This window comes from Flavobacterium sp. GCM10022190 (assembly GCF_042656445.1).
GTDB lineage: Bacteria > Bacteroidota > Bacteroidia > Flavobacteriales > Flavobacteriaceae > Flavobacterium > Flavobacterium nitratireducens.
This window is the reverse complement of the sequence record NZ_JBHSOQ010000001.1, coordinates 1,554,474-1,579,681: the sequence shown is the minus strand read 5'-3', so window position 1 is coordinate 1,579,681 and position 25,208 is coordinate 1,554,474. Positions and strand designations below refer to the sequence as shown.

At 34.9% G+C, this 25,208-nt stretch carries 16 protein-coding genes; 3 read left to right on the top strand and 13 right to left on the bottom strand.

Annotation, left to right across the window (positions count from 1 at the left end; all coding sequences use genetic code 11):
* The first annotated feature begins 39 nt into the window (after positions 1 to 39).
* A complete protein-coding gene (gene scpA, locus ACFPTQ_RS06510; protein WP_379775304.1) occupies positions 40 to 2,205 on the top strand; it encodes a methylmalonyl-CoA mutase in 2,166 nt (721 codons plus the stop codon).
* Between the two features lie 50 nt (positions 2,206 to 2,255).
* On the opposite strand, the gene ACFPTQ_RS06505 is transcribed toward scpA, so the two are convergent.
* From ACFPTQ_RS06505 to dapF, 5 genes are all read right to left on the bottom strand, one after another.
* Entirely contained in the window at positions 2,256 to 2,894 is a 639-nt protein-coding gene (locus ACFPTQ_RS06505; protein WP_379775301.1) for a peptidoglycan-binding protein LysM, read from the bottom strand.
* Between the two features lie 96 nt (positions 2,895 to 2,990).
* A complete protein-coding gene (locus tag ACFPTQ_RS06500; RefSeq protein ID WP_379775299.1) occupies positions 2,991 to 3,851 on the bottom strand; it encodes a DUF2279 domain-containing protein in 861 nt (286 codons plus the stop codon).
* A 56-nt stretch (positions 3,852 to 3,907) separates the two neighbouring features.
* On the bottom strand, positions 3,908 to 4,933 hold the full coding sequence (gene mltG, locus ACFPTQ_RS06495) for an endolytic transglycosylase MltG (RefSeq protein ID WP_379775296.1): 1,026 nt from the start codon (positions 4,931 to 4,933) through the stop codon (positions 3,908 to 3,910).
* 26 nt (positions 4,934 to 4,959) lie between these two features.
* Positions 4,960 to 5,493: a GNAT family N-acetyltransferase gene (locus ACFPTQ_RS06490; RefSeq protein WP_379775293.1), complete on the bottom strand. Its 534-nt coding sequence runs from the start codon at positions 5,491 to 5,493 to the stop codon at positions 4,960 to 4,962.
* 25 nt (positions 5,494 to 5,518) lie between these two features.
* Complete coding sequence (gene dapF / locus ACFPTQ_RS06485; protein ID WP_379775289.1) at positions 5,519 to 6,301, bottom strand: diaminopimelate epimerase; 783 nt, start codon at positions 6,299 to 6,301, stop codon at positions 5,519 to 5,521.
* Between the two features lie 135 nt (positions 6,302 to 6,436).
* Between dapF and ACFPTQ_RS06480 the strand changes: the two genes are divergently transcribed.
* Positions 6,437 to 7,837, top strand: coding sequence for a Do family serine endopeptidase (locus ACFPTQ_RS06480; protein ID WP_379775286.1), 1,401 nt, complete (start codon positions 6,437 to 6,439; stop codon positions 7,835 to 7,837).
* A gap of 315 nt (positions 7,838 to 8,152) precedes the next feature.
* On the opposite strand, the gene ACFPTQ_RS06475 is transcribed toward ACFPTQ_RS06480, so the two are convergent.
* From ACFPTQ_RS06475 to ACFPTQ_RS06455, 5 genes are all read right to left on the bottom strand, one after another.
* Complete coding sequence (locus ACFPTQ_RS06475; RefSeq protein WP_379775283.1) at positions 8,153 to 9,676, bottom strand: LysM peptidoglycan-binding domain-containing protein; 1,524 nt, start codon at positions 9,674 to 9,676, stop codon at positions 8,153 to 8,155.
* 219 nt (positions 9,677 to 9,895) lie between these two features.
* Complete coding sequence (locus ACFPTQ_RS06470) at positions 9,896 to 12,157, bottom strand: aconitate hydratase (protein ID WP_379775281.1); 2,262 nt, start codon at positions 12,155 to 12,157, stop codon at positions 9,896 to 9,898.
* Between the two features lie 113 nt (positions 12,158 to 12,270).
* Positions 12,271 to 15,042, bottom strand: a complete 2,772-nt coding sequence (locus ACFPTQ_RS06465; protein ID WP_379775279.1) for a bifunctional aconitate hydratase 2/2-methylisocitrate dehydratase — start codon at positions 15,040 to 15,042, stop codon at positions 12,271 to 12,273.
* A gap of 319 nt (positions 15,043 to 15,361) precedes the next feature.
* Positions 15,362 to 16,336 (bottom strand): AAA family ATPase, encoded by a 975-nt coding sequence (locus ACFPTQ_RS06460; protein WP_379775277.1) that lies wholly within the window; start codon positions 16,334 to 16,336, stop codon positions 15,362 to 15,364.
* 78 nt (positions 16,337 to 16,414) lie between these two features.
* Entirely contained in the window at positions 16,415 to 17,809 is a 1,395-nt protein-coding gene (locus ACFPTQ_RS06455; RefSeq protein WP_379775574.1) for a peptidylprolyl isomerase, read from the bottom strand.
* Between the two features lie 364 nt (positions 17,810 to 18,173).
* Between ACFPTQ_RS06455 and ACFPTQ_RS06450 the strand changes: the two genes are divergently transcribed.
* Positions 18,174 to 19,763: a peptide chain release factor 3 gene (locus ACFPTQ_RS06450; RefSeq protein WP_379775275.1), complete on the top strand. Its 1,590-nt coding sequence runs from the start codon at positions 18,174 to 18,176 to the stop codon at positions 19,761 to 19,763.
* Between the two features lie 75 nt (positions 19,764 to 19,838).
* Here the strand turns inward: ACFPTQ_RS06450 and ACFPTQ_RS06445 are convergent, their stop codons facing one another.
* From ACFPTQ_RS06445 to rpoC, 3 genes are all read right to left on the bottom strand, one after another.
* Entirely contained in the window at positions 19,839 to 20,192 is a 354-nt protein-coding gene (locus ACFPTQ_RS06445) for a hypothetical protein (protein WP_379775272.1), read from the bottom strand.
* A gap of 173 nt (positions 20,193 to 20,365) precedes the next feature.
* Complete coding sequence (locus tag ACFPTQ_RS06440; RefSeq protein ID WP_278035065.1) at positions 20,366 to 20,668, bottom strand: DUF3467 domain-containing protein; 303 nt, start codon at positions 20,666 to 20,668, stop codon at positions 20,366 to 20,368.
* Positions 20,669 to 20,758: 90 nt separating this feature from the next.
* On the bottom strand, positions 20,759 to 25,066 hold the full coding sequence (gene rpoC, locus ACFPTQ_RS06435; RefSeq protein ID WP_379775269.1) for a DNA-directed RNA polymerase subunit beta': 4,308 nt from the start codon (positions 25,064 to 25,066) through the stop codon (positions 20,759 to 20,761).
* Positions 25,067 to 25,208: the final 142 nt, after the last annotated feature.

The following is a 25,208-nucleotide window of genomic DNA, read 5'->3' as shown; positions in this document are numbered from 1 at the left end:
ATTCAATTAGTAATTATACATTGGTAAAAAAACACCCAAATGATTCGAAAAGACCTCCGCCATATTCAACTCAAAACTCAGCCATCTGAAGTTAACTCCAGTTTCGAATATTCTTTTGCAAAAGAAAATTCGGCAACTGAAAATTTTGTTACAGCCGAAGGAATTGAGTTGAAACAAAACTATAAAGAAGAGGATATTGAAGATTTAGAACATTTGGATTTTGGGGCGGGTTTCCCTCCTTTTCTTCGGGGTCCACACACGACCATGTACGTTCAGAAACCCTGGACCATTCGTCAATATTCAGGTTTTTCAACCGCAGAAGAAAGCAATGCTTTTTACAAACGAAATCTCAAAGCAGGTCAGGAAGCGCTTTCGATTGCCTTTGATTTGGCCACCCATCGGGGCTATGATTCCGATCACGAACGTGTCGTAGGCGATGTAGGCAAAGCAGGCGTGGCAATTGATACCGTAGAAGATTTCAAGATTTTATTTGACCAAATTCCTTTGGACAAAATGTCGGTTTCGATGACCATGAACGGAGCCGTTTTACCTATTATGGCATTTTACATTGTTGCCGCCGAAGAACAAGGTATTAGTCCCGAGAAACTTTCGGGAACGATTCAAAATGACATTCTGAAAGAGTTCATGGTGCGCAACACTTACATTTATCCACCAGAAGCATCGATGAAAATTATAGCATCCATTTTTGAATATTGCAGTAAAAAAATGCCCAAATTTCATTCGATTTCTATTTCGGGTTACCACATTCAGGAAGCAGGAGGAACGGCTGATATTGAATTAGCTTACACCCTCGCCGATGGTTTAGAATACGTAAGAACAGGATTGTCCACCGGAATGAAAATTGACGATTTCGCCCCTCGATTATCCTTTTTCTGGGGTATTGGAATGAATCATTTTATGGAAATTGCCAAAATGAGAGCTGCCAGAATGATTTGGACGAAACTCATCAAAAGTTTTCATCCTAAAAATCCAAAATCACTGATTTTAAGAACCCATTGCCAAACTAGCGGATGGAGTTTAACTGTCCAAGATCCTTTTAATAATGTGGCTCGAACCTGTATAGAAGCCGCCGCTGCTGTTTTTGGAGGTACCCAATCCCTACACACTAATGCTTTAGATGAAGCTATGGCTTTGCCTAGTGATTTTTCGGCACGAATAGCCCGAAATACCCAATTGTATTTATTGGAAGAAACAAAGATTAGTAAAACTGTTGACCCTTGGGCTGGAAGCTATTATGTGGAAAGTTTGACACATGAAATAGCGCAAAAAGCCTGGAAACATATTGAAGAAATCGAATCCTTAGGAGGAATGACCAAAGCCTTAGCTACTGGAATTCCAAAAATACGAATTGAAGAAGCCGCTGCCCGAAAACAAGCCCGAATTGATAGCGAACAGGATATAATTGTGGGGGTTAATAAATTTCAAGCCAAAAAAGAAGTATCTTTAAATATATTAAATATTGATATTGAAAAAGTTCGCAACCAACAATTGGAACGATTACTTCAGGTTAAAGCCAAACGCAATGCTTCGAAAGTAAAGGAAGCTTTAGAAAAAATAAGACTTTCCGCCGAAACTGGAATTGGTAATTTACTAGAATTTGCCGTTGAAGCTGCACGAGAAAGAGCCACATTGGGCGAAATTAGTCAGGCATTAGAAACGGTTTACGGAAGACATAAAGCACAAATTAAATCGTTTAGTGGTGTGTACAGCAAGGAAATAAAAAAGAACAAACATTTTGAAAAAGCAAAACACCTAGCCGATGTTTTTGCTAAACAAGAAGGTCGTCGACCTAGGATTATGGTTGCCAAAATGGGGCAAGATGGTCATGACCGTGGCGCTAAAGTAGTAGCTACAGCCTTTGCCGATATTGGTTTTGATGTGGATATTGCTCCACTTTTTCAAACACCATTTGAAGTAGCGAAACAAGCCGTGGAAAATGATGTTCACATCTTAGGTGTTTCTTCACTTGCGGCTGGACACAAAACACTGGTTCCACAAGTTATCGAAGAATTAAAAAAATTAGGCCGTGAAGACATTATGGTTGTTGTAGGCGGCGTAATTCCTAATCAAGATTACCAATACTTATTTGATGCTGGAACAGCTGCTATTTTCGGACCTGGTACGAACATCAGTAAAATAGCTTGTAGTATTTTAAGCCTTTTTATTGACGAAATTAACTCCTAAAAAAAGAGCCATTTATAAACAAATGACTCTTATCTTTTTTTGGTTTACTATTAAAGGGAAACAACCGCATTTACATTGGGTTGAATGAACGAAGTATCATAACCTCCAAAAGCGATTAAATAACTACGAATCGAAGTTCCGTACGCATCTCGAATTTGTCGTTTACCATTATTTTTAAAATAACGTTTTACAGATCCTGCACCTCCTAAATGAGCAGCAGCCAAGATACCTGATTCAGTAATCAAAACACCGCCTACAACTTTTCCGTCGTATTTCTCAATAATGTCTTTTAAAATAGATTTGTTTTTAGATAATAAAGCAACAAAGGCTCTTTCTTGTAGTTTAGGACTTCTTAAAAATTTTTGAGTGTCATGAATTCCAATAGACCTTAAAGTTTCGTTACCAAATTGATATTTCCCCAAATACCCTAACGAATTTACTTTTTTGTACTTGTTTTCGGATTCTCTTAATCCGATAGCTTCTTTAAAACCGATAAATAAATTCCCTGTAAAAGGAATATTTGAACTGGTATAAGCTTCTTCTTTGAGTGAAGGAAATTGGTATTGCATTCCTTCAACATTTTTCTTCAAAAACCACTCGTTTTCTTCTGTTTTTTGTGGTTTAAAACTGTAACTAATAAAGACTATTATTACAGTTAGACTGGTGTAAAAATACCATTTTTTTATCATAAATTAAATTTCTTCTAAACCTGTCACATTCAGAAATTTCTACGCGCAAAGATACATCTTTTTTCACAAATCTGAAAATCAAGCAATTAATCCAACTTAGAAATACAAGAGATGTCCCTTAAACCCTTTACCAGCAGTGTATTCGAGCGTAGGGGCTGGAATTTTCAAAACAGAAAAAACAGAAAAAAAAGTCTTTAAAAAATGCGATTGCGTTTCGATTTTTGTCAAATCAACATCAAAACTCAGATACAATTGACGTGTTCTAGAGGGGTTTTCAGTTGCTAAAAAAATAGGATTTTCGCTTCTTCCAGTAATCATTCCATCAGCTCCATAGCCTAGGGCAATATTCAAAACTTTTGGGATTTTTGAAGCTTTAAAAAAAGATCTCAAATTAGCCGACAACCAATAGGTTTGTCCGTTGTAATCTTTTAATATTTGTTCAGCGAAATTTGCCCCCAAAACTTCAGGTCTTAAAGCGGCATAACGTGTAGTGTGAAAAGAAAATTTTGGTGTAATGCGTTGTTCTTTCCAAAGCAATGCCTGAGAAACATACAAAACCGTTCCTGTAGCATTGGCAATAACATCACCTGAAGAAGCTCCCCATTGCGAAGAGAAACCATCTAAAACTTCAACAGCGGTCAAAAAAGCAAAGCCTAATCCTGCACCATAAACCAATTGTTTATTGGGTGAGGAACCACTCCATTGCAACATTTCGCTTCCTAATCGGCCCAGATGATAAGAGGAATAGAGATGCCCTAGCTTATCCATTTGCAACCATTCCTGATTATCATTGATAAAATGAAATTTAGATCGAGGGTAATCAGCGTACCATAACTGGTTTAAACCCACTAAACTTATAGCCGAAAAGGCTGCTTCCGAAACGAAAACAGCCTTTTGCCTTTTATTGTTTAAAGTATCTGAAGGTTTTAAAAAAGAAGCTATTCCGCTTTGTGCCATGCAATTAGAAATTACAATTAGAAACAAAAAGTATAAAACACTTTTAACCTTCAAAACTATCTTGTAACACCTTGTGAACTAATCCAATCCGAATATTTCTTTGCATTTATATTATGCTCTGCTAAAGTTGCTGCAAATTCGTGGTATCCAAAACGTTCTACAGAAGCACAGAAATAAATATAATCGTGTTTTTCAGGATTCAAAACTGCTTCTAATGCCGTAATATCAGGCATAGCAATAGGTCCTGGAGGTAGTCCAACCACTTTATAAGTATTATAAGGTGAATTTAAAAATAGGTCGTTGTACAAAACACGTTTAATCGTTTGATTAAAATCATTGTCCTTTTTCTTTTTAGCAAAAATCACTGTTGGATCTGCCTGTAGAGGCATTCCTGCTTTCAATCGGTTCAAATAAACCCCTGCAATTCGAGGTCTTTCATCCTTTTTAACCGATTCTTTGTGTACAATAGAAGCTAAAATCGTGGCTTCAGTAGGTGTTAAACCTTGTTTTTGAGCACTAGCCGCACGTTCTTTGTTCCAAAAGTTACGGTATTCCTTAATCATCTTATCTCTAAACTTATCTGCCGATGTATTCCAATACACCTCATACGTATTGGGGATAAACATGGTTAAAATATTCTCTTCGGTAAAACCATTTTCTTTTAAGAAAATAGAATCCTTAAACGATTTTAACAACGAAACACTATCCGCTTCTATTTGAGAACCTACTCTTCCTGCTAAATTCTCTATTCTTTCTTGATTATTGAAAGCTAATTTTACTGGAATATTGTTTCTCATGGCTTTTACTAACTCGTAACTATTCATTCCTTTAGTCAATAAAAAGCGTCCCGATTTCACATTAGAAGGATAACTCATTTTATTAGCAACCATTTCAAAACGATCTAAATGAGTAATATAAGGTTTTACAGAATCCAAGGCCTGAGCATAGGTAGCGTCTGTTGGGATATGTACATAAACTTCCTCTTCCGAAAACTTGGTATTATTAGAAAATATTTGTCCAATTAGAACAAATCCATAAATCATCAATCCCGAAATAACAACAATCGCGGCGATTGAAAACATTTTTTTTGTGCTCAAAGCTAAAAAATTTAAAATTGTTGATTGATTAACTGATATATGGCTTCGTCCTGATATTCTCCATTAATTAGAATCCAATCTTTTTTAAGCCCTATATATTGGAAGCCAAATTTAGTAAAAAGTGCTACACTTGCGTCGTTTTTTAAACTAATATTAGCATATAATTGATGTAAATTTAAATGCACGAAAGAATAGCGAATTAACAAGTCCAACGCTTCTGATCCTATCTTGGCATTTCGATTGGCTTTGTTATGAATTAAAATCCCAACACCCGCTCGATTGTTTCTAGGATCAAAATCAAATAAATCAATTAATCCAATAGCTGGAAAGTCCTGATCTTTGCAAATGGCCAATCGTAATTGCTTGGCTTCATAGATATCTTGATGCGCATTTTCAAGATATTGCCTAATTAAAAAACGACTATAAGGAGTTTGCGTATTGCTCACTTCCCAAATAGTTTCATCATTTTCTATAGTGTAAATAAATTCCAAATCTTCGGGCTCCAGCGCTCTTAAGTAAATAGAATCTCCTTTTAGTGTTACCATGAGAAGTGAGTCGTATTTTCAGTAATTATATTTCGATGGTTCCCTCAAAAACAAATTTTGCAGGACCATTCAGGAAGACATCTACATATTTATCTCCTTCTTTTTTGAAAGAAACTGATAATTTACCTCCTTCGACATCCATATTGATGGCTGTTAAATTGGTTTGTCCCGTTGCATACATTGCAATAGCTGCTGCTGTAGCACCCGTTCCACAAGCTAAAGTTTCATCTTCAACTCCCCGTTCATAGGTACGAAGTGCAAAAGTGGCATCATCTATTTTTTTTACAAAATTGATATTACTTCCTGCTTGACCATACAATTCACCATATCGAATGGCGGCTCCATTGTCTTTTACATTAAAATTTTTCAAATCATCCACTATTTGAACATGATGCGGCGAACCTGTATTTAAAAAACTATAATCGGGAGTAATTTTTACCGCATCCACATCAATCATTTGTAAAGAAACAATTCCATCTTCATTGACTGAGGCGTGATGTAAACCATCAACAGCATTAAAAGAAGTGGTATTACCAATTACATTAATTTGTTTAGCAAAAGCCACCAAACATCTGCCCCCATTACCACACATAGTACTTTGATTTCCATCAGAATTATAATAAACCATTTTAAAATCCGTTTCAGGATCATTTTCAAGCAGCATCAATCCATCAGCTCCAATTCCAAATCGCCTGTCACACAAACGTTCAATTAATTTTGTATCTTCTTTTGGAAAAAATCCAGAACGATTATCAATGATTACGAAATCATTTCCTGTACCTTGGTATTTGTAAAAATGTAATTGCATTATATTAAGTTAAGATTCACAAAAGTACGAACTATTAATGAAATGTTAATCATTGTTAAACAGCGTTAAAGTGTTTTTTAACATTCGTTTTTCGTTTTAAATTTACTTTACAAAAACAAAAAAACAATCTGTATTATGAAACAAATATCTAATTTATTTTTAGTGTCTTTGCTAAGTGGAGCAACTACTTTAGGCGCTTACAAATTATTTTTTGACGATAATGGTTATTTTTCAAATGACAGAAAAACATTGACAACACTTGCTTCGGACAATTATACAAAAAGAGTTGGTTTAAACTCGGAAGTACTTGATTTTACTGAAGCCGCTGATAAAACCATACACACCGTCGTACACGTAAAAAATGTTTCTCGTCAAAAAATCAACGACCCTATGTTGGAATTTTTCTTTGGTTACAGAGGAGGACAATCTCAAGAACAAGTGGGTACAGGTTCAGGAGTTATTATTTCTGAAGATGGTTACATTGTGACAAACAATCACGTAATTAAAGACGCTTCAGAAATCGAAATTACGCTGAACAATAAAAAATCATATAAAGCAAAACTTGTTGGTACCGATTCTAAAATGGACATAGCTCTTTTAAAAATTGATGCCGATGAAAAATTACCTTATACGCCTTTTGCCAATTCAGACGATGTAAAAGTGGGCGAATGGGTACTTGCTGTTGGTAATCCATACAACCTTACATCTACAGTAACCGCTGGTATTGTTTCGGCTAAAGCCAGAAATTTAAGCAATGACGGCATTCAGTCGTTCATACAAACCGATGCAGCTGTAAACCCAGGAAACAGTGGTGGCGCCCTAGTGAACACACGTGGAGATTTAATTGGAATCAACACTATGATTAGTTCGATGACGGGATCTTATGTAGGTTATTCTTTTGCGGTTCCTTCAAATATTGCACGCAAAATAATTGAGGACATCATGGAATATGGAAATGTGCAACGTGGGATTTTAGGAGTTGTAGGAGGCGAATTGAACGCAAAAGTATCTAAAGAACTTGGGGTACAACAAACCGAAGGTTTTTACATTGATAAAGTTGAAAAAAATACTGGTGCTGATAAGGCTGGCTTGAAAAAAGGCGATGTTATCGTAAAAATTGACAGCAAGGAGATTAATTCATACGCTGACCTTACAGGATATATAAACACAAAACGCCCAAATGACAAAGTAAATGTAGTCATTATAAGAGATAATGCGACAAAAACAGTTCCTGTGACATTAAGCAAAAACGAATTTTTCAGTGCTGAATTCAAAGGAATCGAATTAGAAAATATGTCTTCTGAAGACAAAAAGAAATTCCGCGTTGATTATGGTGTAAAAATTAAATCCATAAACAATGAAAACTTAAATCAATATGCAGATGAATTTTTAGGAAATATCATCTTAAGTATTGACAATGTAAAAATTAAAGATATTGAAAGTGCTTCAAAACTTTTAAACAACAAAAATGAAAATCAAAGCGTTCGAATTGAAATGCTTAGCAAAAATGGAGAAATTATTCGATTTATTATTTAAATAAATCAACCAAATTAAAAATTAAAACAACATTTAATTAAACCAGTGGATTTATTCACTGGTTTTTTTTATATATTCAATATCAAACAACCTAATGATTAGATACCTTTTAACAATAAAAAAATAACTACTACAAAAGAATTAAAAAAGGAAAGACTGTTTCTATCAACTTCGGATAAGAATAAAATCGTTTCGCTAAACAGCAGGATATCCTTTTAATTTCAATATATTTTTTATCAGCCGTAAAATTTGGAACAAAAAAAACGCTTAATGAAAAGCGCCAATTATACTATTTTTTTCAAAATCGAATACTACTTATAGTACTCGATTGATTTGAGTAACTCTCTTACTGTAATATTCCTCTTTTAGAGAAGAAATAATCACCCCACTACTAGTAGAAGCATGAATAAATTTAATTTCCCCATCATCAGCAACCTCAACCACCATTCCCACATGGTTAATTTGTCTCCTGCCATTCGTCCTAAAGAAAATTAAATCTCCTTTTTTTACATCTTCGGTATTTATTTTTGTACCATACTGTGCTTGTTCAAAAGAAGATCTTGGCAATTGAATATCAAACAAACCAAAGGTTGAATACATCAAACCAGAACAATCAAAACCGTCTTTTGAAGTTCCTCCCGGTCTATAACGAACACCAATATTTTCAGATGCTGTACAGATCAATTGATCAATTAAATCACCCCCTTTATAGGATTTCATATTAAAACTCAAACCTTCGTCTCCCTCGAATGTATCGTCTTTGAAATCAAATTTAGCAGGTGTTTTAACATTCGATTTTGCGGTACGAATCGTTAACTTCTCCCCAACTAATAACCTATTAACAATCTTAGGATTTTGTTTTTCTAATTCTTTCACCGTCAAACCAAAGGCTTTGGCAATACCATATTTAGTTTCTTTAGCTAGAACCTCATGAACAACTTCTACTTCAGAATATGTTTCGGTAGTGTTATCTGGAACATTAATTTTCGACTCAACTACAGTAGCACCCTTTACATTTGATTGTGGCAATTCGTCTTTTTTGATGTGTGTATTAGCCTCAATTTGTGATTCTTGAGTAAGAGCTGCTTTGGCTGTAGGTATAACGATACTCTGTCCAACACGTAAAGCTTGAACGGCTAGTATAGGATTGGCTTTTTCAATATCAGCAACAGTAACACCATATTGCTTTGCTATTCCATACAATGTTTCTTTGGCTAAAACTTCTCTAACTATATTTCCATTGGAACTTATTTGTTCTAATTTCTGAATATCTTTTCTATCAGCGGTAACTTCAGACGTAATTTTCTTAGAATCCAAATTAGCTTCTAACTTAACTTCTGGTTTATCTGCGACATCTACTGCTGACTTTACGATTTCATTTTTGGGCTTTTCCAAAACTTCTGTTTTGGTTTCTAGTATTGGAACATTAATAACATCGCCTACCTTTAAAGCTTTATTTTCTAAAGATGGATTTATAGTATACAAATCGGCAACTTTTACTCCATATTGTTTTGCTATTCCATAAACGGTTTCTTTGGCTAGCACTTGATGCTGTCCTTGCTTAGCTTCTGCAACAACAGACTCATTGGTTTTTGAAATGTTTTTTTGATTTTTTTGAGAAGTACTCGAAACTGGTATCAACAATACATCTTTGAATTTAATTCCCTTTTTTGCATCTGGATTTAGTTCATAAATGGCTGTTGCTTTTATTTTATAATGTTCTGCTATTTTGGATATATTCTCTCCTTTAGCAACTATATGTTGAATGAATTTTTCCTGAGAAAAAACATTAAACGTACTAAATAGAACCAATAACACAATCCAAAACTTAAACCTCATAAAACTTTTTTAAATTAACACAGTACTCTATTAATCAAGACCTTGAAGAATAAAAACAAAACAGTCCTATTTTCTAGCACGAAAAGTAGACGAAAGCGAATTTAACATTTTAATACAATAAAACCAACTTTCTCAACACTTTAAGTTCATTTTTTGCAGAAATATAAAAAAAAAGCGTTCTGTTTAAACAGAACGCAATTTTTTAAGCAAAAAGATAAATTATGCTTCGGCAGCAATTAAATTTAATGCAGAACCCGCAACAAACCAGCCAATCTGACTTTCATTATACGTATGATTTGCTAAAATTATATCTTTTGATCCATCTGCATGCACAAATTCTAATGTAATTGGTTTCCCTGGAGCAAAATCCACTAAATCAAGGAAGTTAATTGTGTCATCTTCCTGAATTTTATCATAATCGGCTTCATTAGCAAATGTAAGCGCCAGCATTCCTTGTTTCTTGAGATTCGTTTCATGAATGCGGGCAAATGATTTCACCAATACTGCTTTCACACCTAAGAAACGAGGTTCCATAGCTGCATGTTCACGAGAAGAACCTTCACCATAGTTTTGATCACCAACAACAATCGAAGGAACAGCCGCTGCTTTATAAGCTCTAGCTACTGCAGGAACTGCATCATACTCACCTGATAATTGATTTTTAACTGAATTTGTCTTTTGATTAAATGCATTTACTGCCCCAATTAACATATTATTGGAAATATTATCCAAGTGACCACGAAAACGCAACCAAGGTCCCGCCATCGAAATATGATCGGTAGTACATTTTCCATAAGCCTTAATCAATAATTTAGCTCCTGTAATATTCTTTTTATCCCAAGGTTCAAAAGGAGCTAATAATTGCAATCGATCAGATGATGGATCTACTACAATTTGAACAGATGAACCATCTTCAGCAGGAGGTTGAAAACCAGCATCTTCAACATCAAAACCTCGATTAGGCAATTCATCCCCTGTTGGTGCTATCAATCTGACTTCTTCTCCATTGTCATTCAACAATGTATCTGTTATTGGATTAAAATCCAATCTACCTGAAATTGCTAGTGCAGCCACCATTTCAGGTGAAGTTACAAAAGCATGCGTATTAGGATTACCATCGGCTCTTTTGGAGAAATTTCGATTAAAGGAATGCACTATTGTATTCTTCTCACCTTTATCGGCTCCAGCTCTATCCCATTGCCCTATACAAGGCCCACAAGCATTTGTAAATACTTTAGTTCCCATTTTCTCAAAATCGGCAATAATACCATCTCTTTCAATAGTATATCGAATTTGTTCCGAACCTGGATTAATACCAAACTCCGCTTTTGGAGTAATTCCATGTTCCACAGCCTGCCTAACAATCGAGGCTGCACGAGACATATCCTCATAAGAGGAATTGGTACAGGAACCAATTAATCCCCATTCCACTTTTATTGGCCAACCATTTGCTTTTGCCTCTTCTTTCATTTTTGAAACTGGAGTACCTCTATCTGGCGTAAAAGGACCATTTATGTGAGGTTCTAACTCTGATAAATTAATTTCGATTAACTGATCAAAATAGTCAGAAGGGTCTTCATACACCTCTGGATCTCCTGTTAAATAAGAAGCTACCGTATCTGCTGCATCCACCACATCTTGACGACCTGTAGCTGATAAATACCTTCTCATCGAATCATCATATCCAAAAGTGGATGTAGTAGCTCCAATTTCAGCCCCCATATTACAGATAGTTCCCTTACCTGTACAAGACATATTAGTTGCTCCTTCTCCAAAATATTCCACTACAGCTCCAGTTCCTCCTTTTACAGTAAGAATATCTGCTACTTTTAAAATCACATCTTTAGGCGCTGTCCAACCAGACAATTTCCCAGTTAATTTTACTCCGATTAATTTAGGAAATTTCAATTCCCATGACATTCCTGACATTACGTCCACTGCATCAGCTCCACCAACACCAATAGCAAGCATCCCTAATCCACCGGCATTTACTGTATGAGAATCAGTTCCAATCATCATCCCTCCTGGAAAAGCATAATTTTCCAAAACAATCTGATGAATAATCCCTGAACCCGGTTTCCAGAAACCTATCCCATATTTATTAGAAACCGATGACAAGAAATCAAATACTTCCTTCGATTGTTTATTGGCCATCTCTAAATCAGATTTAGCACCATTTTTAGCTAAGATTAAGTGATCACAATGAACTGTGGTTGGCACAGCCACGGTTTTCTTTCCTGCGTGCATAAATTGCAACAAGGCCATTTGCGCTGTTGCATCTTGACATGCCACTCTATCAGGAGCAAAATCAACATAATCAACTCCACGTTTATAAGCTTCTTTAGGAACTCCGTCCCAAAGGTGACTATACAAAATTTTCTCTGTTAGGGTAAGTGGACGACCAACAATGTCTCGTGCTGCATCAACACGAGAAGCCATGTTTGCGTACACTTTTTTAATCATTTCAATATCAAAAGCCATACGTTCTATATTTAAAATTGTATTACACCACAAGTTACAAAAAAATAGTGAAGCAATAAAAAAAGCCTAAGTCAATTAACTTAGGCTTTTAATTTATTTAACTAATCTTATGATTATTTCACTAGTAATTTGTGAGAAGGAGCAAACTTAGTTAAGTTAATACCTTCAACAGCGGCTGTATATTCTTCAATATTTGGTGTTCTACCTAAGATGGTTGATAACACTACAACTGGAGTTGAAGAAAGTAATGATTCTCCTTTTTTCTCCGCTGAATCCTCAACTACCCTTCCTTGGAATAAACGAGTTGATGTTGCCATAACAGTATCTCCCTTAGAAGCTTTCTCTTGGTTACCCATACAAAGGTTACAACCTGGACGCTCTAAGTATAACATTTTTTCATATTCAGTACGAGCAGCTCCTTTTGGTGCATTATCATCGAATTCAAAACCTGAATATTTTTGCAATACTTCCCAGTCACCTTCGGCTTTCAATTCATCAACAATGTTATAAGTAGGAGGAGCCACTACAAGAGGTGCTTGGAATTCTACTTTACCATTTTGAGCTTCGATATTTTTAAGCATTTGAGCTAGGATTTTCATATCACCTTTGTGAACCATACAAGAACCAATAAATCCAAGATCTACTTTTTTCTCACCACCATAATAAGAAAGAGGTCTGATTGTATCGTGCGTATAACGTTTAGAAACGTCAGCATTATTTACATCTGGATCAGCAATCATTGGCTCAGCGATAACATCAAGATCAACTACCACTTCTGCATAATATTTAGCATTTGCATCTGGAGTTAAAGCTGGTTTTTCACCAGATCTAATCTCAGCAATTCTCTTATCAGCTTTAGCAATTAAACCTTTCAATACTTGCTTAGCATTATCCATACCTTTATCGATCATGATTTGGATTCTACCTTTAGCAATTTCTAACGATTCGATTAATGTCTCATCTTCAGAAATACAGATAGAAGCTTTAGCTTTCATTTCAGCAGTCCAATCTGTAAATGTAAACGCTTGGTCAGCAGTAAGTGTTCCTATGTGAACCTCGATAATTCTACCTTGGAATACATTCTCTCCACCAAATTGCTTCAACATTTGCGCTTGTGTAGCGTGAACCACATCACGGAAATCCATGTATGATTTCATTTCTCCTTTGAAAGTTACTTTTACAGACTCTGGAATTGGCATAGAAGCCTCACCAGTAGCTAAAGCTAAAGCAACAGTTCCTGAGTCAGCACCAAAAGCAACTCCTTTTGACATACGAGTGTGAGAGTCACCACCAATGATTATCGCCCACTCATCAATAGTAATATCGTTAAGTACTTTGTGAATAACGTCAGTCATTGCATGATACACCCCTTTAGGGTCACGAGCAGTAATCAAACCGAAATCATTCATAAATTTCATTAATTTAGGAATGTTTGCCTGCGCTTTTTTATCCCAAACTGATGCAGTATGACATCCTGATTGGTAAGCACCATCAACGATTGGAGAAATTACTGTAGCAGCCATAGATTCTAGCTCTTGAGCAGTCATCAAACCTGTTGTATCCTGAGAACCAACAATGTTTACTTCTACACGAACGTCAGATCCTGCGTGCAATACTTTCCCCGGAGTTGTTCCTACAGCATTTCTGTTGAAGATTTTCTCAACAGCTGTAAGACCTTGTCCTTCATGAGAAATTTCTTTTGATGGAGCAAATACAGCAGGAGCTTCAATTCCTAATGTTTTAGCAGCGAATGTTTGTAATTTTTTACCAAATACAATCGCGTAAGATCCACCCGCTTTAATGAATTCCATTTTTTGAGGAGTGAATGATCTTGAAATATCAATCAACTCTTGGTCTCCATTATATAATTTTTTAGTTTTTGTATTGATTGTTAAAACAGTACCTGTAGCAACAGAATATTTTTGCTCTAACACTGGCTCTCCATTAGCATCACGTACAATTTCACCGTTAGCATCTGTTTTTTTAACCCAGTTTTTAAGGTCAATTCCAATACCTCCAGTTACGTCAACCGTAGTTAAGAAAATAGGAGAAATACCATTAGTACCTCCAACAATTGGAGCAAAGTTAACAAATGGAATATAAGGACTAGCTTGTTTACCTGTCCAAAGAGCAACGTTATTTACACCTGACATACGAGAAGAACCAACTCCCATTGTTCCTTTTTCAGCAATTAACATTACTGATTTATCAGGATGCTGGGCTTGTAAAGCTTTGATTTCTTCTTGAGCTTGAGCACTAATCATACATTTTCCGTGTAATTCACGGTCAGAACGAGAGTGTGCTTGGTTTCCTGGAGAAAGTAAATCCGTTGAGATATCTCCTTCACCTGCGATAAAAGTAACCACTTTAATTTCTTCTGCAACATCTGGAAGTTTGGTAAAGAACTCAGCTTTAGCATAACTTTCGATAATTTCTTTTGCAATAGCATTACCATTTTCAAACGCTTCTTTTAAACGACTAGTATCTGCATCATAAAGATACACTTGCGTTTTAAGAACATCAGCGGCTTGTTGAGCGATAGCGGCATCATTACCCAAGGCTAAATCAAGTAAAACTTTGATTGAAGCCCCACCCTTCATGTGAGATAACAACTCAAATGCAAATGTTGGAGTGATTTCTTTCACTACAGATTCACCTAAAATAATCTCTTTTAAAAACTTAGCCTTTTCACCAGCAGCACTTGTTGTACCTGGCAAAGTGTTGTAAATAAAAAACTGAAGAGAATCTTCTCTATTTTCGTTATCTAAATCTTTAATTTGCGCAATGATTTCGCTTAACAATTGAGCATCATCAATTGGCTTTGGGTGAAGTCCCTGAATTTTTCTTTCTTCGATCTCCTTGATGTAATCGCTATAAATGTTCATAATTGAATTATTTTCAATGTTAATGGCAAATTTCTTAAATTATAAAACCTAAATGCCATAATTTTAGGTGTTTTTTTTATAAACGGAATGCAAATTTAGTTATTTAAGGCGATATTAAAAAAAAATTTAATAGCCCCAAGTAGACGAAAAACACATTATTAAAGAATCTGCCTTCAAAGGCCGTTAAATAAAGAAAAAAAGCATTTTTTGACTTATTTTATAAACAATCAATAAATAGGCTAAATAATTTCTAACAAACTTAAAACTTGTTGTTACATAGAAAGACCTTAATTTCCCTTATTCGACCAATTTTAAAGCACTAAAGAAGCTTTTGTATAATCATTTCTTCTGTAATTCCTTCGGCATCAGCTTTGTAATTTTTAATAATTCGATGTCTTAAAATCGAAGTAGCGACCGCTGCAACATCTTCAATATCCGGTGAAAATTTTCCATTAAAGGCTGCATGTGCTTTAGCTGCCAAAATCAAGTTTTGAGAAGCACGAGGACCAGCTCCCCAATCCAAGTAATTTTTCACATAATCCGTTGCAAAATCACTATCTGGTCGTGTTTTACCTACTAATCGCACTGCATATTCTACAACATTATCTGCAACAGGAATTCTTCGAATCAAATGTTGGAAATCGATAATTTCTTGTGCTGTAAACAATGGATTAATAGTTTGACTTACATCCGAAGTTGTTCTTTTAACCACCTGAACTTCTTCTTCAAAAGTTGGATAAGCCAATTTAACCGCAAACATAAAACGGTCTAATTGTGCCTCAGGTAAAGGATAAGTCCCCTCCTGCTCGATTGGATTTTGCGTAGCTAACACAAAATAAGGTAATTCTAATTTATGATTCACCCCTGCTATTGTAACAGAACGCTCCTGCATAGCTTCTAACAAAGCTGCCTGTGTTTTCGGCGGGGTTCTATTAATTTCATCTGCCAAAATAATATTAGAAAAAACAGGCCCTTTTATAAATTTGAACTGACGATTTTCCTGTCCGACGGCAGTCGAGACATCTAAAATTTCACTTCCTAAAATATCCGACGGCATCAAATCAGGTGTAAACTGAATTCTTTTAAACTGTAGCCCTAATGCTTCTGAAATAGCATTTACCATTAATGTTTTGGCTAATCCCGGAACCCCAACTAACAAAGCGTGACCCCCTGAAAAAATGCATAACAATAACTGATTGATAACATCCTCTTGACCGACTATCTTTTTTGCAATTTCATTTTTTAATTCTATGCGTTTTTGTACTAAATTTTGTATTGCTGCAACATCCGACATTTTAAAACTATTTTAAATTAAAAAAGAGTCAACTTTATGAATTCATAAAGCTAACTCTTTTTATTTATTTTGAACAAATTATTTTTTTAACCAATTATTAGTAAAGCTACAATCTCTGTATTCGCCAATAATTTTAATATAGGTTTCTTTAATTTTCTCATCAAACCATTTCCCGATAGCTTTAATTTGTTTTTCTTTCAAAGCCAACTCTTTAATTTTCACATAATCCTGTGCATAATCAGCAGTATGCTCATTAATTCTATTCGTAACGGTTATTATCTTATAAAACTTTTTACCTGATTGGGTTTCATCGACAATAGGCATCGAAATTTCATTGTCTTTTAAATTTGAAACTTGTGAATACAATGAAGCGTCCATTTTAGTTAATTCAAAACGGGTATCTTGAGTATTTGGATTTATTAAAATTCCACCATTAGCACGAGTTTCTTTTTGATCAGACATTGTTCTGGCAGCATCTGCAAAAGAAATCTCTTTATCCATAATACGCTTTCTTATCAATTCTATTTTCTCTTTGGCTTCGTCCATGGATTCCTTACTAATTGCAGGAGTCAATAAAATATGACGCAGCTCTAGTTCCTGACCTTTAATCTTCTCCAAATAAATGATATGGTATCCATATTCGGTTTCGAATGGCTCAGAAATCTCACCTTCTTGCAAACTAAAGGCCACATCTTTAAACTCTTTTACAAATGGCGTTTTTCTAGTCATTTTATAAAAACCACCACTTGATCTCGATCCCGGATCTTGGGAATACAAAACTGCTTTTGTAGCAAAACTAGAACCTTCCTGAATGTCTTTTTTAAAACCATTCAATCGATCAATAACCTTTTGTTTTTCTGCTTGGGTAATTTTAGGTTCTACCACAATTTGTGCAACTTCCATTTCGGCTCCAAAAACTGGCAATTCATCTTTTCCTAGTTTTTTAAAGAAATTACGAACCTCTTCCGGTGTAATTTGAACCTCGTCAACAATCTTTTTTTGCATTTCAGAACTTAACTTGTTCTCCTTCAAAATATCAAAAAAATAGGTTCTAAATTCTTCTTCAGTATCTTTTTTATAATATTTGACTACTTTTTCCATCGAACCAAGTTGCTGTAGCATAAAACCAAGTCTCTCGTCCATCAACGATTTAATTTCTGCGTCTGTCACTTTAACACTATCCTGAACAGCCTGATGTGCATATAATTTATCTTCCAAAAGCTTCCCTAACATTTGGCATCTAGTAATATCTTTAACAGAACCTCCTTGACTTGTAATTTCTAAAAAGGCCTTATCAATATCTGAATCCAAAACAATATAATCCCCAACAGTTGCAATAATTCCATCGATTTTTTGTCTTTGACCTGATGGTTTTTGTTGCTTATCAACAACTACACTGTCTTTTATTATTTCTTGCGCATTCATTGCAGTATTTAAAAGTAACGCAATAAAAAACAGTAATGTATTCTTCATAGTTATGGATTTCATTCTTATTTTCTTTATAAATGTATTGTTTTATGTTTCAACAAAAGGCAAATGTATTTTGCCTAAACTTTAGATTGGCAAGATAATAACTTAAAACCAAAATCTTTGTGTTTTGTCATAGTAAAAGCGAACAAAAATAACAATTCAATTACATTAAACAAGTTTAGCTTTGAGTATTAACAAAAAATTATCTTCGAAAAGAAAACCTATTTAATAAAAAACTAATTGTCTTTCAAATCATGCTAAATATCAAAAGAAACTAGACTACTGATTGAAAGTAAAAACTTGAAAACGTATTTATTTTCAAATCGCATTTATAAATAGTACTTTTGCGAACCATTTAGAATTAGCTATGAGTTTTTTAGAAGAAATACAAAAAAGAAGAACATTCGGAATCATCTCGCATCCTGATGCTGGAAAAACAACCTTAACGGAAAAATTACTGCTTTTTGGAGGTGCTATTCAAGAAGCTGGCGCTGTAAAAAGCAACAAAATAAAAAAAGGAGCAACAAGTGACTTTATGGAAATTGAACGCCAAAGAGGGATTTCGGTTTCGACTTCTGTTTTGGCATTTAACTATAAGGACAAAAAAATTAATATTCTGGATACACCAGGGCACAAAGATTTTGCCGAAGACACTTTTAGAACGCTTACTGCAGTTGACAGTGTTATTGTGGTAATTGACGTTGCTAAAGGGGTTGAGGAACAAACTGAAAAGTTGGTTGCCGTATGTAGAATGCGTAAAATTCCTATCATTGTTTTCATTAACAAATTGGACCGTGAAGGAAATGATGCATTCGACCTCATGGACGAAGTGGAACAAAAATTAGGCTTAAAAGTTACACCTTTAAGTTTCCCTATTGGTATGGGGTATGATTTTCAAGGAATCTACAACCTTTGGGAACAAAACATCAACCTTTTTAGTGGTGATAGCCGTAAAAACATTGAAGAAACGATTGCTTTTGAAGATGTTCAAAACCCTGAATTAGAAAAAATAATTGGCCAAAAACCGGCTGAAAGACTTCGCGAAGAATTAGAATTAATTGATGAAGTGTATCCAAAATTCAACCGTGAAGATTATTTAGAAGGAAAATTACAGCCTGTATTCTTCGGTTCAGCATTAAATAATTTTGGAGTTAGGGAATTATTAGATTGTTTCATTACTATCGCTCCTTCTCCAAGAGTAAAAGATTCTGATACGCGCCCCGTGAAACCAGAAGAAGAAAAATTATCTGGTTTTGTATTTAAAATACATGCAAATATGGATCCAAAACACCGTGACCGTTTGGCCTTCATCAAGATTGTTTCTGGAACTTTTGAAAGAAACAAACCATACTATCATGTACGCCAAAAGAAAAACCTAAAATTCTCTAGTCCGAATGCCTTTTTTGCAGAGAAAAAAGAGATTGTAGATATTTCATATCCAGGCGATATTGTAGGACTTCACGACACAGGAAATTTCAAAATTGGCGATACATTAACCGAAGGAGAAATTATGAATTTTAAAGGAATTCCAAGTTTCTCTCCGGAACACTTTAGATATATTAACAATGCTGACCCTATGAAAGCAAAACAATTGGACAAAGGGGTTGACCAGTTAATGGACGAGGGTGTAGCGCAGTTATTTACTTTAGAAATGAACAATCGTAAAGTGATAGGTACCGTTGGAGCACTTCAATATGAGGTTATCCAATACCGTTTAGAGCACGAATACGGCGCTAAATGTACTTATGAAAACTTCCCAGTTCACAAAGCTTGTTGGGTAAAACCTGATGATCCTAAAAACGAGGAATTCAAAGAATTTAAACGTATCAAACAAAAATTCTTAGCAAAAGACAAATACGATCAATTGGTTTTCCTTGCCGATTCAGATTTTACCATTCAAATGACACAAAATAAATACCCTAGTGTCAAGTTGTACTTTACTTCTGAATTAGATTAGCAATAAAATTTATCATAACACAAAAAAACGTCCCGATTTCTCGAGACGTTTTTTTTATACTTTTAATTTTTAAAATTATGATAATGCGTTTTCGTAGTTAACTACTTTTTTCAAAAAGGCTTTAATTAAAACACGATTTGGAGCGATTCCTGAAGTAATAATTACTTTTTTCGCATTAGCACCTTCTGAAGATATATTTGAATTTGGATCTTGTTTAGTACCCATAAACCAAAGAGCAAATTCCATATTAGAGGTAGCTCTAGTATTTTCTAATTTAACATTAGTAGCCGTTTCATTTCCTTTAATTTCGATAGCCTTAGCAGGTTGTGACTGGCTATAGCCCGAAAATGAAAACATGAAAAAGAACATAAAAAACAAAATTGACATCATCAATTTAGATTTTGTACTATTTGTGTTTGAGTGATTCATGACCTTTGTTTCTACTGTTTGTATTTAATTATGAAACAAATCTATAGCAATACAAAAGCAGTAAAAAAAATTTCCGACAAACAACTCTAAAACTCGTTTAGCTACTAAAAATTAAAAATTAAACATAGGAAAAAGCATAAAAAAAGGCTTTCAAATAGAAAACCTTTTAAAAATTATGCTTGACCGGCAGGCCCAAAATTTAATGGTATTGGAGTATGCTCGGTATCTTTAATTTCTCCATGAGCTAACTCATAACGGTGGATATTATCTCCAATTGCTTTCAATAATCTTTTTGCATGTTGTGGAGTCAAGACTATCCTTGATTTTACTTTAGCCTTTGGAACACCAGGCATTATACTTATAAAGTCTAATACAAACTCAGAAGCTGAGTGGTTAATAATCGCTAAATTAGAATAAATTCCTTCCGCTGTTTGTTCGTCTAATTCAATATTGATTTGTTCTTGTTGATCTTTCATCTTTTTAAATTTTTAAAGTGACAATATAAAAAAAATAGAAAGACTACACGAGGTAATCTTCCTATTTTTAATATTAAAGTATATTATTTACTAGTAAATATATTCTTCTTTGTTTGCCATCATATCGTTGTAATCTTCTTTAGAACCTACGATAGCGTTATCATACTCTCTCATACCTGTACCTGCAGGGATTCTGTGTCCTACGATAACATTTTCTTTCAATCCTTCCAATAGATCCACTTTACCAGCAACAGCAGCCTCGTTTAATACTTTTGTTGTTTCTTGGAACGAAGCAGCAGAAATAAACGATTTTGTTTGAAGCGAAGCTCTTGTGATACCTTGTAATACTGGAGTTGCAGTTGCAGTAACTACATCACGAGCAATAACTAGGTTTTTATCAGAACGTTTCAATAAAGAATTCTCATCTCTCAATTGACGTGGCGTAACGATTTGACCTTCTTTTAAGTTAGTAGAGTCACCTGCGTTTTCAACCACTTTCATTCCGTACAACTTATCGTTTTCTACGATAAAGTCTTTAGTATGAATCAATTGATCTTCTAAGAACAATGTATCTCCTGGATCTTGAACTTGAACTTTACGCATCATTTGACGAATTACAACCTCAAAGTGCTTATCGTTAATTTTTACCCCTTGTAAACGGTAAACCTCTTGAATTTCATTTACCAAGTACTGTTGTACAGCAGATGGACCTTGAATTCTTAAGATATCATCTGGTGTAATAGCACCATCAGATAATGGAGATCCAGCTCTTACGAAGTCATTTTCTTGAACAAGAATTTGGCTAGATAATTTCACCAAGTATTTCTTAATTTCACCAAACTTAGATTCGATAATGATCTCACGGTTACCTCTTTTAATTTTACCAAAAGAAACAACTCCATCAATTTCAGAAACTACAGCTGGGTTAGAAGGATTACGAGCCTCTAAAAGCTCCGTAATTCTTGGTAAACCTCCCGTGATATCTCCAGATTTAGAAGAACGACGAGGGATTTTTACTAATACTTTACCTGCTTTAATTTTCTCACCATCTTCTACCATAAGGTGTGCACCTACTGGTAAGTTGTAAGAACGGATTAACTCACCATCTTTACCATATACTAATAAAGTAGGGATTAATTTTTTATTTCTAGCCTCAGAAATTACTTTTTCTTGGAATCCTGTTTGCTCATCGATTTCGACCATGAACGTTTGTCCTTGCTCTAAATCTTCGTAAGCAATTTTTCCTGTAAATTCAGAAACAATTACCCCGTTATATGGATCCCATTTACAGATAACCTCTCCTTTTCCAATAGAATCTCCATCTTTTACATAGATACTAGATCCATAAGGAATGTTATGTGTATTTAATACGATTCCAGTTTTCTCATCAACTAATTTCAATTCAGTAGAACGTGAAATAACGATATCCACTTCGTTTCCTTCGTTATCCTCTCCTTTAACTGTTTTCAAGTCTTCTACTTCTAATCTTCCTGGGAATTTAGCAATAATGCTAGACTCTTCAGAGATACCTCCTGCAACCCCTCCTACGTGGAACGTACGAAGTGTTAACTGTGTACCTGGCTCTCCAATAGACTGTGCAGCAATAACACCTACAGCCTCACCTCTTTGAGTCATTTTTCCGGTAGCTAAGTTACGTCCGTAACATTTAGCACAAATTCCTTTTAATGCCTCACAAGTTAATGGAGAACGAACTTCTACACTTTCTAAAGGAGAAGCTTCAATAGCTTTAACGATCGATTCTGTGATTTGTTCACCAGAAGCAACTAATACTTCATTAGTTAACGGATTAATTACGTCTTGTAACGCAACACGTCCTAAAATTCTTTCTCCTAATGACTCAACAATTTCTTCATTCTTTTTCAATGCAGAAACTTCAACTCCTCTAAGAGTTCCACAATCCTCAAGATTAACAATAACGTCTTGAGAAACGTCATGTAATCTTCTTGTTAAGTAACCAGCATCGGCTGTTTTAAGAGCGGTATCCGCAAGACCTTTACGAGCCCCGTGAGTAGAGATAAAGTACTCAAGGATCGAAAGACCTTCCTTAAAGTTAGAAAGAATCGGGTTTTCAATAATTTCTCCACCACCAGCAGTCGATTTTTTAGGCTTAGCCATCAAACCACGCATACCAGTTAACTGACGAATTTGCTCTTTAGATCCACGAGCTCCAGAATCAAGCATCATATACACAGAGTTGAATCCTTGTTGGTCTTCTCTAATGTTTTTCATAGCTAACTCTGTCAATTGAGCATTTGCAGAAGTCCATACGTCAATTACTTGATTATAACGTTCGTTATTCGTAATAAGACCCATGTTATAGTTCACAGAAATTCCTTCTACTTGCTCTCTTGCGTCAGCGATCAATTGTGTTTTTTGCTCTGGAATTCTAATATCACCTAATGAGAATGATAATCCTCCGCGGAATGCGAATTTATATCCCATATCTTTCATGTTATCCAAGAAGGCAGCCGTTTCAGGTACACTTGTTGAATTTAATACGTGACCGATAATATCTCTTAAGTTTTTCTTAGTTAATACATCATTGATATATCCTGCAGCTTCTGGTACTACTTCATTAAACAATACACGTCCAGCAGTTGTTTGGATAATTTTATATACTAACTCTCCATTTTCATTTAAATCTTTTGCTCTAATTTTCACACGAGCATTCAATTCTAATCTTCCTTCGTTTAACGCGATGTTAACCTCTTCAGCAGAATAGAAAGTTAATCCTTCTCCTAAAATTTTCTTTTCCGGAGTTGACAAACGCTCTTTGGTCATATAATAAAGACCCAAAACCATGTCCTGAGAAGGTACTGTAATAGGAGCACCATTAGCAGGGTTCAAGATATTGTGAGAAGCAAGCATCAATAATTGCGCTTCAAGGATTGCTTCTGGTCCTAATGGCAAGTGAACCGCCATCTGGTCACCATCGAAATCCGCGTTGAAGGCCGTACACGTTAATGGGTGTAACTGAATCGCTTTCCCTTCAATTAATTTAGGTTGGAAAGCTTGGATACCCAAACGGTGCAACGTAGGAGCACGGTTCAGTAATACTGGGTGTCCTTTGATTACATTTTCAAGAATATCCCAAACTACAGGCTCTTTTTTATCAATGATTTTCTTAGCTGATTTAACTGTTTTTACAATACCTCTTTCGATCAATTTACGAATCACAAAAGGTTTGTACAATTCAGCAGCCATATCTTTTGGAAGACCACATTCGAACATTTTTAACTCAGGTCCAACAACAATTACCGAACGAGCAGAATAATCCACACGTTTTCCTAATAAGTTTTGACGGAAACGTCCTTGCTTACCTTTTAACGAGTCTGATAATGATTTTAATGGTCTGTTTGATTCTGTTTTAACAGCAGAAGCTTTACGTGTGTTATCGAATAATGAATCTACAGATTCCTGTAACATACGTTTTTCGTTTCTCAAGATTACTTCAGGAGCTTTGATCTCCATCAATCTTTTCAAACGGTTGTTACGGATGATTACACGACGATATAAGTCGTTCAAATCTGATGTTGCAAAACGACCTCCATCAAGTGGAACTAACGGACGTAATTCTGGTGGAATAACAGGAACCACTTTCATAATCATCCACTCAGGACGGTTTTCGCGGTTTTCGTTAGACTCACGGAAAGACTCAACAACTTGTAATCTTTTTAACGCTTCTGTTTTACGTTGTTTAGAAGTTTCGTTGTTAGCACTGTGTCTTAACTCATATGATAATGCATCTAAGTCAATACGAGCTAACAAGTCCATAATACACTCTGCTCCCATTTTGGCAACAAATTTATTAGGATCAAAATCATCTAAATATTGGTTCTCCATCGGAAGTGTATCTAAAATATTCAAATACTCTTCTTCAGTTAAGAAATCTAATCTTTGTAATGATTCACCATCTGCATTTTTAGCAATACCTGGTTGAATTACTACATATCTTTCATAATAGATAATCATATCTAATTTCTTAGATGGAAGACCTAAAATGTATCCAATTTTATTTGGAAGAGAACGGAAATACCAAATGTGAGCAATTGGCACTACCAAGTTGATGTGTCCAACTCTGTCTCTACGAACTTTTTTCTCCGTAACTTCAACTCCACAACGGTCACAAATGATTCCTTTATAACGGATTCTTTTGTATTTACCACAAGCACATTCGAAATCTTTTACCGGACCGAAAATTCTTTCGCAGAAAAGACCGTCACGCTCTGGTTTGTGCGTTCTATAATTGATAGTTTCCGGCTTTAAAACCTCACCTCTTGATTCTTTCAAGATAGATTCAGGAGAAGCTAGTCCTATCGAAATTTTGTCAAACCTTTTTACTTGGTTTTTCTCTTTATTGTTTCTATTATTCATCATAGTTTTTACTATTGATTTATTTGCAATTAAAAATTGATTCTTGTTGTAACTGAAAGTTTGTTTGTTTATACTAACATATTTACAACACTACCACGAATTACTTCTCTAAACCTTAATTCTTCATTAAGGTGCTAGTTATAAA